Here is a 13062-nt window from a genome sequence, read left to right on the forward strand (position 1 = left end):
TAAATGAAAAATAGAAGGTCAAAACTAACTATTTTTTAATTTGTTGAACAATTAAAGCAGATATAATGAGTAACATTTTACCCCGCCAAAATAAATACATCCTTCCAGCATTTTTGATGGTAGGAGTGTTGATTCTTTCTTCCTGTGGTTCGTACCAGCAAGCCTCTTATTACGAGGAAGATGGCATCTATTCAAATGGTAATCGTGTAGTTGTGGTTGAAAAGAAGTCGGCTGAAGCGGTTCGAAACGAAACACGGGAACAAAACCTTTACGGTGATTATTTCGGTCAAAAAGCAGACCAATATGCAGAGATATTGGATTCCGAGATATTCACTGATGTAGATGGTTATTATAGCGGAACGGAAAATGATAGTATTCCGTTAGGGGAACAAACTGATTATTTTGCATACAATAATACCTATGAGGGAAATCCTGGCTGGGGAGATAACCCTACAAACCTGACCATCAACGTTATTGACAACGGTTGGGGTTGGAACAACTGGGGCTGGGGCGGAGGCCTTGGCTGGGGCTGGGGCTGGAACGACCCTTGGTTATGGAATGGAGGCTTTGGTTGGGGCTGGAACCGCTGGGGCTGGGGCTGGAACAATCCATGGCGCTGGAACCGTTGGGGCTGGGGCTGGAACGCAGGCTGGGGCTGGAACAACTGGGGTTGGAACGGTGGCTGGGGCTGGAACCAATGGGGTTATGCCGGTAACTGGGGTAGATATGGTAACTACTATAACCGATTCAATAGAAGAGGATACAATAATAGCTTCATCAATAACAATGGCGTTGCCAGAACCTACAATAGAGGACGGTCAAGTGCAAATTACCGAGGTACAGCAGGACGTTCGTCTGCAGTTAGACGTGCAAGTTCAGGAAGGAGTAATATCTCTGGTAGAAATTCCACCGCCTACAGGCGAAGTGGTACGGCTACGTCACGAAGCTCCATAAATTCTTCGGCAGCACGTAATAGACAATATCGAAGTAGCAGAAGCACTAGAGCGGTACCGCGTTACAATGGTATTACGCGATCAGGAAGAACCTACAGTAGTACTGCACCACGCAGTCGAAGTGCCAATAGCAATATTTATCGCAGTAGCAGATCTTCTCGTGCCAATAGCTCTGGTTACCGAACCTCAAGAAGTTCGTCACCGCGCAGCAGCACCTATTCAAGAAGTGCTCGAAGCAGCTCTTCAAGAAGTTATGGTAGCAGCTCTCGAAGCAGCAGAAGTTCCAGCTATGGAAGGTCATCAAGTGGCGGAAGAAGTTCAGGAAGCTTCAGCAGGAGTTCCGGTGGGAGCAGAAGCTCGAGCGTAGGCAGAAGTTCTGGCGGCGGGAGGTCTTCTGGCGGTAGAAGTTCAGGAGGTCGATCTGGAGGTCGCGGAAGACGCTAATCATTCAATCAAAAATCATAGAAAATTAAACTGATGAAAAGGACACTATTTTTCATAATGGGATTGGTATGCACCATTGCATCCGGTCAAAACATAAATGATGTATTACGGTTCAGCTCGGAAGACCTACAAGGGACGGCACGATTTCAAGCGATGGGCGGTGCATTCGGTGCCCTCGGCGGCGATTTATCTTCCTTAAATGTGAATCCTGCAGGCTCAGCGGTTTTCAAATTCAGTCAATTTGCAATTACCGGAGGAGTATACGATCGCGATAACGATGCCTTTTTTGGAAATTCATTGGTGAATTCAGAGGTCAATTCTTCAGAATTGAACCAAGCAGGAGGAGTATTTGTATACAAGTCAAATAATAGTCCTTGGAAACGATTAGCGTTGGCGGTTAACTACGATCTGGCACAAAATTTTGACAACCAGTTTCGAGCCATTGGTAATACCAGTCAAGGAATTGACAATTACTTTCTAAACTATGCCCAAGGCGTTCCTTTTGGACCGATTCAAATTCAGAATGGCGAATTAATTGAAGACGCTTATTTAGATATTGGGGCTAGTTTGGGCTTTCCTGACCAGCAAGCTTTTTTAGGGTACCAAGCTGGACTCATAGCACCCGTTGACAATACTGCTGATAACTCGGCCTATGTTTCAAATGCGGCTTATTCAAATGTTACCCAAGATTATTTGCAATCGACCAACGGCTACAACGGCAAATTCACTGTTAACTTTGCCGGTCAGTACGAAGAAAACCTTTTTGTTGGGGCGTCTGTAAATTTTCACTCGGTTTTGTATGAACGTTTAACCTCACTAATTGAAACAGGTTATGATGCCGATTCTAGAATACAGCGTACCACATTCGATAATTTTCTGAGAACACAAGGTGAAGGATTTTCCTTTAGCCTAGGTGCCATTGCCAAGGTCAATCAATCTCTGCGATTGGGAGCAAGTTATCAATCACCTATTTGGTATCGTTTATTGGATGATTTTTCACAACGCATTGAAACAAACGCTCCAGAAACCAACGAATTATCATTCATTGATTTCAATATTGTAAACCTTTATCCGGAATACCGAATAAAAACGCCATCAAAATTTACAGGTAGTGCTGCCATTATTTTTGGCCCACAAGGGTTGCTTAGTTTTGATTATAGTTACCAAGATATGTCGCAAGCCGAATTAAGGCCGACATCGGATCCTTCTTTTGCGAGCGAAAACGATTTTATAGCATCACAATTAAAACCGGTCAACACCTATAGAATCGGAGGTGAATATCGCATAGAACGGGTTAGCCTTCGAGGTGGTTATCGCTTTGAGGAAAGTCCTTACGAAGATGAAACCATTATGGGTAATCTAGAAGGTTTCTCGGCGGGAATCGGTTATAGTTGGGGACCAAATAGGCTTGACTTAGCATTTGCGCGTACGGAAAGAGATGTCAATGAACTGTTCTACGAATCTGAAATCATTGGAAATTCGACAGACATTACGAGGATTAATTCAAACATAAGCTTGGGATATACCCTAAAGTTCTAAAGTATAGAAAAGGAAAGGCCGGCAATTGCCGGCCTTTTTTTATCGTTTTAATGTAAAGTGTCGCCTAACGGTTCTGGCCACAAGAACGGTCTGCTCATCACGTTCATAATCCAACTTAAACCAATAATCTGAGCTTGGCAGGTCCCTACCATTAAAGGTACCGTCCCAACCTGTGGAATTCTGATTTAATTGTTTGAGCAATTTGCCATAACGGTCGAAAATAAAAACCGAAGGTTCGGTCAATTCTTCGATGCCCAATATCTGCCAAAAATCATGTATACCATCGCCATTGGGGGTAAAGAATTTTGGATAACCCACCACTAAGAACTCTATAGGTTCAGTAGTACCACAGCCATTTTTATCATTAACGATTACGGTATTGATTCCCGGAGGAACATCAAGGAAGGTAGGGTCATCTTGAAACTCGCCACCATTTATCGCATATTCATAATCGCCATCCCCATCAAGTTCAAATCTGATATTATAAGGGTCTGTTTGATCGCTATTTAGAAAATCGTCGATAACAATAATATCATCGGGCTCTACAACAGGAATACCATAGAAGGTTATCAATATATCATCCGATACTGGATTATTGAACCCTGAAGATGGAATGACTTCGACAAAATAGCGCCCAGAATTTGGACTAGTAACGGTTAATTGGGCTCCAAAAGGACCTTCACCGGTTAGGGTATCGTCAATTGTACCATCATCATCATAGTCAACTGTCCAAATTACATTCGCGATATCAGCGCCCAAAGGTGTATTCAAAGCACTCAAGACGATATCTGGGTCTCCTTCGCAAGCAATAATATCCAATCCTAAAAATTCATCACGTAGGGTACAATCCAGTGCGGTATCTTGATTTGCATTTACCGATGACCCTGTAAAAGTAAGGGTAAAGGGTTCTGGGTCACCATTAGGATTATCATTGTAATTATTAATGAACAAATAGTAGATTTCCCCGGCAAGAACATCAATGAATTCATCATAGGTATTTTGGGAACCTGGAACATTTATACCTCCTTGCTGACCAGTAACTGGATTGACGCCCAAGCCGGTAAAATTACTGGTGTTGTATTCGTAATTACATCGGATTGGCTGTATGGTACCATCACCAATTGTTGTACAGAAATTTTCACCTGAAAGCTGGTCAAAAGGCCCATAAAGTGCAAAGTCAAGGTCTGAAAAAACCAAATCTCCAGGGTTTACTGGCAAGGCCTCAAGGTCGAATCCTATTTGACCATCGGTACCAGCCCTGAATACATACCAAGCCGTATTATGTTCAATTCCGCCAGGTCCAAGTTGTCCTCTTTCGAGACATCCGGATTGACGAATAACATCGGGGTCAAAATCTTCAATATCCCCTAAATCATCAACAGAAGATTGAATTGGGCCATCTGCACAGACCGGTACGGCTGTTCTACAATCACCCGAACTTTGGGCAGAACTTTTGGCGTACAAAAGAAGGCACGCACAGCTCATAAATAATAGTGTTCGCATTAGGTTTTGAGGCTTTGGGGTGCTTAGGTTAAAGTGATAACTTTAATTGAGGCACTTTTAGTATACGATTCGCAATAAAACAACAACTATTCGATAAAAAACCCTACAATTCTTATCGCCTCAATGAAAAGTGATTTTGTATGTACTTGGCCTCTACCCTATTACCTGTATTATTCACATACGTCAATTTAAACCAATAGTCGCTGGCAGGTAGCAACTGTCCATTGAATAGACCATCCCAACTTTGATTTAAATCGTTCAGCTGTGCCAATAACTTACCGTAGCGATCATAAATGGAAAGAATTGGTTGATTGACCGCAGATAATCCTTCAACTTGCCAGTTCTCATTGGCGCCATCCCCATTCGGAGAAAAATGATTTGAAAAGCCCATTACAACAATGGGTTCGGTTATCGAACCACAACCCTCTAAATCGATAATGGTAACCGTATGTTCTCCGGGAAAGACTCCATTAAAACGATTACTTGATTGAAATCGACCATCATCCAAACGAAATTCATAGTTACCATCGAATTCGGGTATAATGGTTACGGAATTATCACTCTGAAGGTCGTTTACTTGAACAGAACCGATTCTTGGAGATAAAGACTCGAGCACATTGATTACCTGGGTTTGGGAACAGGTTGCCATTCCATGGGAATTTGTAACTGTTAGTGAATAACTTCCTGGTCCCGCAACTGCAATTGTTGGCGTTAATTCACCTGTACTCCATTCATAACTAAAATTCGGATTAGGATTTTCTTCACCAATGGTGATTGAAGCTGCATTCTCACAAATGGAAACTTCGCTAGCGATATTAGAAATATTGACACCCAAGGCATTCAGGCGAAAACTTTGAAATGAGTCGTAACATTTTGGATTTTGAACCGATGTGGTTCGAATAAAAATCGTTTCATCACCCAATGTCTTTTGATATTCTTTGGGTAGAGGATTGAGTCCTAAATCTGCATCAACCTGACTGCTATGGTAACTTACTGTAAATTCTTGAGGGGCAAGAGGACCTCTCGCTGTTGCGTCAATTGCAGATAAATCGAAAATCGAATTCGAATCATCAAAACAATAGATGATATCTTGAACTGCCTGTGTTACGGGCACTTGGTTAAAAGCAACTTGTACATCACTGATGATTGATTCTGTAGGTGTTATTACACGAACCCTATAAAAGGCGTCTTGAAGCACCTGCAACGTAGCATTATTGGCACCTAAAATCTCGTTGAAACCCATGCCTAAATCTTCGTACCATGCGTAGGAACTTGCATTTGGTGTAGTGGCGTCCAAAATTACCGTTTCGTTCTCACAGGCGGCAATAGGTGGCCCCAGTAAATTACTAACAATGGAACAGTCTAAAGCATCTGTGGGGTTGGTTGTAAAAACATCACCTGAGAACTGAATTGAAAAACCGGAATTGTTGTTACTGAAATTATTGATGAAAAGGAAATAGTCTTGTCCTGGCTCTACCTGAATCCAATCCTCATATTGCACATTTGCTGTATCACCAGAGGGGTCCATTCCGATTCCGATAAAGGTATTTTGATCTCTATTGTCGAAAAAATTACAGCGGATTGGGTCTCCTAATGTATTACAGTCATCAGCTAAGTACAAAGCAAAATCCCAATCTTCACTTGAATCATGTCCGATATTAATGCCCAACTGACCAGAAGCCGCGGTTCTAAAACGATACCAAGCTGAATTTGATTCTATGACCCCTGAAGTTGACACTTCCAAACAGCCACTGGAGTGGGCTCCGTTAAAATCGTCAACACCATAACTTAAAGTACCCCCATTAACAGGAGTATTACTGCATATTGGAACAGCCGAAGAACAATCAGGAGAAACCTGACCTGAAAGAGGAAGGCTTAAAATTAGAAACGCCAAAAGAAGTTGACATTCAAATCGCATAAGTGGCCTAAATTGTTTGGGTATCTCAAAAATACCATGACTGGTTTCCTTAACAACAATTTATGTTGCGAAAGCCCGTATTGCGGATGTTAAGTAGGGTATTAATGTATATCTTTGCTCTCTTTATCGCGTACCAAATGAAAGTTGAGGATACTTTGCAAGAGCAAAATGAAGATATTGGTGATGACCATATGTCATCATCTCAAGAAACACCGCTTAGAGAGGATGCTTTCGACCTTAGTGATGAGGAGAAAATAGAGCGTATTAAAACGAACGTTCGAGACATCATGCTAACCCTCGGATTGGACTTGGATGACGATAGTCTGCAAGGAACCCCGAACAGGGTAGCAAAAATGTACGTAAAGGAAATTTTTGGAGGGCTACATCCCGATAGAAAACCAACATCTTCTACGTTTGACAACAAGTACAAATACGGTGAGATGTTAGTGGAAAAGAACATTACCCTCTACTCCACTTGTGAGCATCATTTACTACCAATTGTAGGTAAAGCACATATTGCCTACATTTCAAATGGTACTGTTGTTGGTCTCTCAAAAATGAATCGCATTGTTGATTACTACGCAAAAAGGCCACAAGTTCAAGAACGACTCAATATTCAGATTGTCAAAGAATTACAACGCGTATTGAAAACCCAAGATGTAGCCTGCGTTATTGATGCAAAGCATTTGTGTGTAAATTCCAGAGGAATACGGGACATTGATAGTAGTACCGTCACAGCAGAATATGGAGGAAAATTCAAAGAGGAGGCCATTAGGCGCGAATTCTTGGATTATATCAATCTAGAAACCGAATTTTAATGCAACTGTTTCAAGAACAGACCTTAAAAGTCACTAATTCACTTAGCGGAAAAAAAGAGGAGTTTAAACCTATTAAAGAAGGCTATGTCGGCATGTATGTCTGTGGGCCAACGGTTTACAGCAACGTTCACCTAGGGAATTGTCGCACTTTTATGTCGTTCGATATGATTTTCAGATACCTTAAACATTTAGGGTATAAGGTTCGATATGTGCGCAATATTACCGATGCGGGGCACTTGGAGAATGATGCGGATGAAGGGGAAGATAAGATTGCCAAAAAAGCAAAGTTGGAGCAAATTGAACCTATGGAAGTCGTTCAGAAGTACACTGTTGATTTTCACGATACAATTCAAAAGCTGAATTTACTCCCACCGAGTATCGAGCCAACTGCCACAGGTCATATTATAGAGCAAATCGAAATCATCAAAGAAATACTTAAAAAAGGGTATGCTTATGAGGTCAATGGCTCTGTGTATTTCGATGTTGTGACCTTCAATGCCTCAAATGATTATGGCAAATTAAGTGGGCGCAAACTGGAGGATATGATTGCCAATACGCGAGAGCTTACGGCACAAGATGAAAAAAGAAATCCTCAAGACTTTGCGCTATGGAAAAAAGCGGAACCACAACATATCATGCGATGGCCCTCACCATGGGGCGATGGATTTCCCGGCTGGCATTTAGAGTGTACCGCCATGAGCACAAAGTATCTCGGTGAAAATTTTGATATACATGGCGGTGGTATGGATTTAAAATTTCCTCATCACGAATGTGAAATTGCCCAGGCTGAGGCCTGCAATTCAAAATCTCCAGTAAATTATTGGTTGCATGCCAACATGCTGACATTGAACGGCAAAAAAATGTCAAAATCAACTGGTAACAATATTTACCCTTCAGAAATGTTTACAGGGGAAAATGATATTTTAAGTAAACCATTCTCACCAGCTGTGGTTCGCTTTTTTATGATGCAAGCCCATTATACCAGTATCCTAGATTTAAGTGACGATGCGCTATTGGCTTCAGAAAAAGGATATCACAAGCTAATGGAAGCGGTAAAAATCCTACCCGGCCTTGAAACAGGAAACACAACGGATTTTGATTTGGACGGTTGGAGGCAAAATTGTTATGACGCCATGAACGATGATTTCAATACGCCAATTCTCATCGCTCATCTATTTGAAGCCGTTAAACAAATCAATTCGATAAAGGAAGGGAAATCCTCAATAACAGAAGAAGATAAAAAAGCCCTGCAATCTAGTATTGATGCCTTTATCTACGATATTCTCGGACTCCAAAACCAGCAACAAGACAATTCGAGCCAGTCAAAAGCTCTAGATGGCGTTATGGATCTTTTGATTGATATTCGGAATACAGCACGCGCCAATAAGGATTTTGGAACTTCAGACAAGATTAGGGACGAATTATCAAATCTTGGAATTCAGTTGAAAGATGGCAAAGATGGAACCACATTCAACATCAAGTAAATTTAAAAAGGTCTTAGTCGCTCCCTTTATTTTTTTGGTAAGGGTTTATCAAAATGGTATTTCACCTTACACCCCAGCTACTTGTCGCTATCAGCCGACCTGTTCTCAGTATACAGTAGAGGCCCTTCAGAAGCATGGTTTATTCAAAGGTGGATGGCTGGCTATTAAAAGAATATTCAGTTGTCATCCCTGGGGTGGTTCGGGGTACGACCCAGTACCTTAAAAAATACATCAATCCAATTAGCTAAATCGATATCTTCGTCAAAAATTAAAGTCCCATGTATTTTCTTGGTTTTGTTTGGAATCCTGACGACACACTTTTCAAAATAGGCATTCTGCAGATAAAATATTACAATCTCATGTGGATTGGAGCCTTTGTCTTAGGCCTATTTATAATGAAACGAATTTTTAAGAGTGACAATAAACCTCTTGAAAAATTGGATTCCCTATTTGTGTATGCAGTTGTTTCGATAATGCTCGGGGCACGACTTGGCCATGTCTTTTTCTATGATTGGGACTATTACAAAAATCATTTAATTGAAATATTACTGCCCATTCGTGAAAGTGCCAATGAAAGTTTATTTGGTATAATCAATGGTTATGAGTTTACCGGGTTTACTGGCCTGGCCAGTCATGGTGCCGCAATAGCTGGTGTGATTGGCCTTTGGTTGTTTTCTAGAAAAAATAAGGACATGAGTGTCTTGTGGCTTTTAGACCGGGTAACAATAACCTGTGCAATTGGTGGAGCAATGGTCAGATTGGGCAACTTTTTCAATTCTGAAATCAATGGAAAAATTGTTGACAAGGCGTTCTTTATGGCGACCAAATTTGTTCGCGATTCCGATGATATGCCTGCTTATAAAGCCATGCAGATCACTAAAGAAAAAACAGCAAGTGCAGCCTACAAAGCACTAGAAACCAACCCCGATTTTGCTACCTATCTCGAGGGCATACCCTACAGACATCCAGTTCAACTCTATGAAGCATTAGGATATTTGGTGGTATTCATCATCATGTATTTTTGGATGTATCAAAAAACCAACCTTAAAAAGAAAGAAGGATTCCTTTTTGGATTTTGGTTGGCCACCATGTGGGGACCTATTCGATTTATTTTGGAGTATTATAAGAAAAGTCAAGGAGGCTTTGAAGAAACGTGGGGCACTTTCACCACAGGGCAATGGTTAAGTATTCCGTTCATATTGATTGGGCTTTACTTAATGTTCAGACCAACGAAAGAAGTTAAAGGATAAGAACAGCTATTATGAAAAAAATACTTGCAATAGCTTTTATACTTACAATCTTTGTTCTTGCCTGCAAGGAAAAAGCTACCCAAGAAATTAAAACCGAAAAGGTGTCCTTCACTAAAGAAGGAGAATTACAGATTTTTAAGGCCGACTCGTTATTAATCAATTTGGATATTGAAATTGCCGAAACTGACTACGAGACACAAACAGGACTTATGTATCGAGAGTCAATGGAAGATAAACAAGGAATGCTCTTTATTTTTCCTGATGTGGCCATGCACTCCTTTTACATGAAAAATACGGAGTTCGCCCTAGATATCATTTTCATTAATGAAAAATTGGAAATCGCCAGTTTTAAAGAAAATGCACAGCCTCTTGATGAGGCCGGATTGTCTTCTCAAGTACCTATAAAATATGTATTGGAGGTCAATGCCGGTCTTGCTGAAAAATGGCTCCTAGAGGTCGGAGATAGCATTTCGTTCACACGGAATTAGGTATGGGTTTCGTTCGGGAAGACGGGCTGCTCGATGTTGGCCGCGAATTTGAATTGGCCTACACAAAATTTTGTCCCGAAAGCGAAGTAAAAAAAGTACTTCTAATTTCTTCTGCTACCAGTGTGCCTCAAGAGTTCTATTGGAAATTTGCCGGATATCTCGCCGAAAACGGAATAGCCGTTTATACGTTTGATTATAGCGGAATTGGGCGTTCAGGGAGTTCGATTGAAGCTTTAAAACTTCATTCTGGTGGGGTGAAAAGTTGGGGAAGTGTTGACCAAACAAAAATTACAGAACTGGTATTAGGTGAATATCCAAATCATAAAATTTGCCTGGTAACGCACAGTATTGGTGGTCAAGTACTCGGCTTTAATCCCTTGAACCTTAAATTCGAAAAAGTAATCATGGCAGCATCGCAAAGCGCGTCGTGGTACATGTTCAAAGGTTTCTCGCGCTTTAAGATTTACCTTTTCTTTAATTTTTTCATGCGAAGGCTCACCCCCATTTTCGGATACTATCCAGGTTCAAAAGTTGGCATATTTGAAGATTTACCCGGCAGTATGGCTATGGAATGGAGCCGTTGGGGAAATCAGAAAGAATACATGATGCAATTTCATAACGAAAATGAATATCACTTTGACCAATTAAAAGCAGAGGTCAGGTCGTATAGTTTTGAAAATGATTGGTTGGCCTCCAAAATTGGTGTTGACTGGCTGGCCAAACAATACCCCAAAGCAAGAGTGGACCGCATTCATTTCACTGGAAAAGTAAATGGACTAGAACCCAAACATTTTGGCTTTTTCAGGGAACACTTCAAAGAAACCTTTTGGGAATCAACCCTAAATTGGATTTTAGAATGAGGCTTAGTGAAAATCTTCTGCTTGAAAACCAAGAATCAGAACGCCTTTTATTCAGAAAGATAACGCCATCCGATTTCGAAAAATGGTTGCCTTTTTATTACGACCCAGATTCAACCAAACATTGGGATGGATTGCCAGAAGACCCAATAATTGCATGTCAACAACAATTCGATAGGGTATTTGAGCGATATGATAGTAATCTGGGCGGTATGAATGCCTTGATTTCGAAAGAAACACAGCAACTGGTTGGAATTTGCGGATTACTCGTGCAGGTGGTCGATGAAATTCAAGAACTTGAGATTGGGTATTCCCTTCTTCCAAAATTCAGAAAAATGGGCTTTGCCATAGAAGCAGCACAGCGTTGTAAAGATCATGCCATGCAATTTGAATTGTCTGAGTCCTTAATTTCGATAATTCATGTTGACAATCTTCCTTCGCAAAATGTTGCCCAGAAAAATGGGATGCATCTTGACAAAACCACTACCTACAAACAAAATCAAGTTCATATTTTTAGGGTTCATTTGTAACAATGAACTCGGCAATCCTCATATCAAGTCAAACCAAAAGCAATGACCTCATCAAATCATTGAAGCAAGGGGTTTGGAGAGAATTTGAATGGTTGCAAAATGAAGAAGTCGGTATTTTCTCCACCCAAGAAATCGAACGATTTATTGAAGAAGAAGAGATACACGATAGAACTACACTCACAGAAAATAGCGCGCAATCACTGAAGTCTATGAGTAGCGGGGAGCGTAAAAACGCTTTACTGAATTATTTACTGCAAAGAACTTTTCAAACCTTGATTTTAGTCAATCCTTATGACAATCTTGATACGGAAAAAGTTGGTCTCTTAAAAACGAAGCTCGAAGAAATAGGGAATCGAATACAACTAGTTCAACTGCTCACAAGAGCCTCTGATGCCTTGGAAATAACCCAAAGTTATTTTTGTTTCAGAAACAGCACGATTGAAAAATTTGCAGACCGACAAACATTTCTTAGGACGCAAGCAAACCATACAGAAATTGCAAATCAAATACCAGAACCTATAGAAGTTCTTGAACTGCCTATAAAAACATTGATATCATTTAAAAAGGTTAGTGTAAGCTTTAACGGTAAACAGGTCTTGCAAAATATTTGCTGGGATATTAGGCCAGGTGAGTTTTGGCAACTTAGGGGTCCGAACGGTAGTGGTAAGAGTACGTTATTAAATATGATAACCGGTGAAAGTCACAAAGGGTATGGTCAGGACCTTACGTTGTTTGGATTAAAAAAAGGACATGGAGAGAGTATTTGGGATATAAAAGAGCTTCTCGGCTACTTTACCCCGGCCATGATAGATAGGTTTCGGGGATACCACACCATCGAAAATATGTTGATTTCTGGTCTTCACGACTCCGTCGGTCTATACCAAAAACCATCTCACAAAGAACAGGAATTGGCTTTGCAATGGTTGACAATATTAAATATGTCAAGTAGGAAGAATGATTATTTTCATCAATTGAGTCAGGGCGAAAAAAGACTGGTCATGACAGCTCGAGCAATGATAAAGCACCCTCCCCTACTAATTTTAGATGAACCTACAGTGGGTCTTGACGACAATAGAATCAACTTTTTTGTAGCCTTGGTCAATAAATTTGCTCATGATAGTCGAAGTGCCGTTGTCTACGTTTCGCATCGAACTGAAAAAGGTCTCAGACCCCAAAAATGCTTTGATTTACTTCCAACCAAAGAAGGGTCAAAGGGGTTAATCAATATCACTTAAAAAAGAAGAGAGCCAAAAATTTGACTCCCTCCAAACCAACTAA

12 protein-coding genes are annotated in these 13062 nt (G+C 40.7%); 10 read left to right on the top strand and 2 right to left on the bottom strand.

From position 1 onward, the window contains the following. Window positions 1–65: 65 nt before the first annotated feature. Both HCU67_RS14110 and HCU67_RS14115 read left to right on the top strand, forming a co-directional pair. The gene (locus tag HCU67_RS14110) at window positions 66–1397 is read left to right on the top strand and encodes a hypothetical protein (protein WP_168553236.1); all 1332 of its coding nucleotides are present in this window, start codon (window positions 66–68) and stop codon (window positions 1395–1397) included. Between the two features lie 33 nt (window positions 1398–1430). Then, window positions 1431–2936 carry an OmpP1/FadL family transporter gene (locus tag HCU67_RS14115; RefSeq protein WP_168553237.1) on the top strand — a complete coding sequence of 502 codons (1506 nt, stop codon included), beginning with the start codon at window positions 1431–1433 and terminating at the stop codon, window positions 2934–2936. Window positions 2937–2975: 39 nt separating this feature from the next. Here the strand turns inward: HCU67_RS14115 and HCU67_RS14120 are convergent, their stop codons facing one another. Next, complete coding sequence (locus tag HCU67_RS14120; protein ID WP_168553238.1) at window positions 2976–4439, bottom strand: T9SS type B sorting domain-containing protein; 1464 nt, start codon at window positions 4437–4439, stop codon at window positions 2976–2978. Window positions 4440–4551: 112 nt separating this feature from the next. After that, entirely contained in the window at window positions 4552–6357 is a 1806-nt protein-coding gene (locus HCU67_RS14125; protein WP_168553239.1) for a T9SS type B sorting domain-containing protein, read from the bottom strand. A 137-nt stretch (window positions 6358–6494) separates the two neighbouring features. On the opposite strand from HCU67_RS14125, the gene folE reads away from it, so the two are divergent. The 8 genes from folE to HCU67_RS14165 are packed head-to-tail and all read left to right on the top strand — an operon-like array spanning window position 6495 to window position 13019. Beyond that, window positions 6495–7175, top strand: a complete 681-nt coding sequence (folE, locus tag HCU67_RS14130) for a GTP cyclohydrolase I FolE (protein WP_168553538.1) — start codon at window positions 6495–6497, stop codon at window positions 7173–7175. Continuing rightward, window positions 7175–8659: a cysteine--tRNA ligase gene (gene cysS, locus HCU67_RS14135; protein ID WP_168553240.1), complete on the top strand. Its 1485-nt coding sequence runs from the start codon at window positions 7175–7177 to the stop codon at window positions 8657–8659. Before folE ends, cysS begins: the two co-directional genes overlap by 1 nt. Continuing rightward, window positions 8634–8882, top strand: a complete 249-nt coding sequence (gene yidD / locus HCU67_RS14140) for a membrane protein insertion efficiency factor YidD (protein WP_168553241.1) — start codon at window positions 8634–8636, stop codon at window positions 8880–8882. The genes cysS and yidD overlap by 26 nt, the downstream gene beginning before the upstream one ends. Before the next feature lie 55 nt (window positions 8883–8937). Beyond that, window positions 8938–9909 carry a prolipoprotein diacylglyceryl transferase gene (gene lgt, locus HCU67_RS14145; protein WP_168553242.1) on the top strand — a complete coding sequence of 324 codons (972 nt, stop codon included), beginning with the start codon at window positions 8938–8940 and terminating at the stop codon, window positions 9907–9909. A gap of 11 nt (window positions 9910–9920) precedes the next feature. Beyond that, window positions 9921–10397 (top strand): DUF192 domain-containing protein, encoded by a 477-nt coding sequence (locus tag HCU67_RS14150; RefSeq protein ID WP_168553243.1) that lies wholly within the window; start codon window positions 9921–9923, stop codon window positions 10395–10397. A 2-nt stretch (window positions 10398–10399) separates the two neighbouring features. Beyond that, the gene (locus HCU67_RS14155) at window positions 10400–11257 is read left to right on the top strand and encodes an alpha/beta hydrolase family protein (RefSeq protein ID WP_168553244.1); all 858 of its coding nucleotides are present in this window, start codon (window positions 10400–10402) and stop codon (window positions 11255–11257) included. Beyond that, window positions 11254–11784, top strand: coding sequence for a GNAT family N-acetyltransferase (locus HCU67_RS14160; protein ID WP_168553245.1), 531 nt, complete (start codon window positions 11254–11256; stop codon window positions 11782–11784). The genes HCU67_RS14155 and HCU67_RS14160 overlap by 4 nt, the downstream gene beginning before the upstream one ends. 2 nt (window positions 11785–11786) lie before the next feature. Then, window positions 11787–13019 carry an ABC transporter ATP-binding protein gene (locus tag HCU67_RS14165; RefSeq protein WP_168553246.1) on the top strand — a complete coding sequence of 411 codons (1233 nt, stop codon included), beginning with the start codon at window positions 11787–11789 and terminating at the stop codon, window positions 13017–13019. Window positions 13020–13062 lie beyond the last annotated feature (43 nt).

This window comes from Croceivirga thetidis (genome assembly GCF_012272815.1).
Taxonomy (GTDB): domain Bacteria; phylum Bacteroidota; class Bacteroidia; order Flavobacteriales; family Flavobacteriaceae; genus Croceivirga; species Croceivirga thetidis.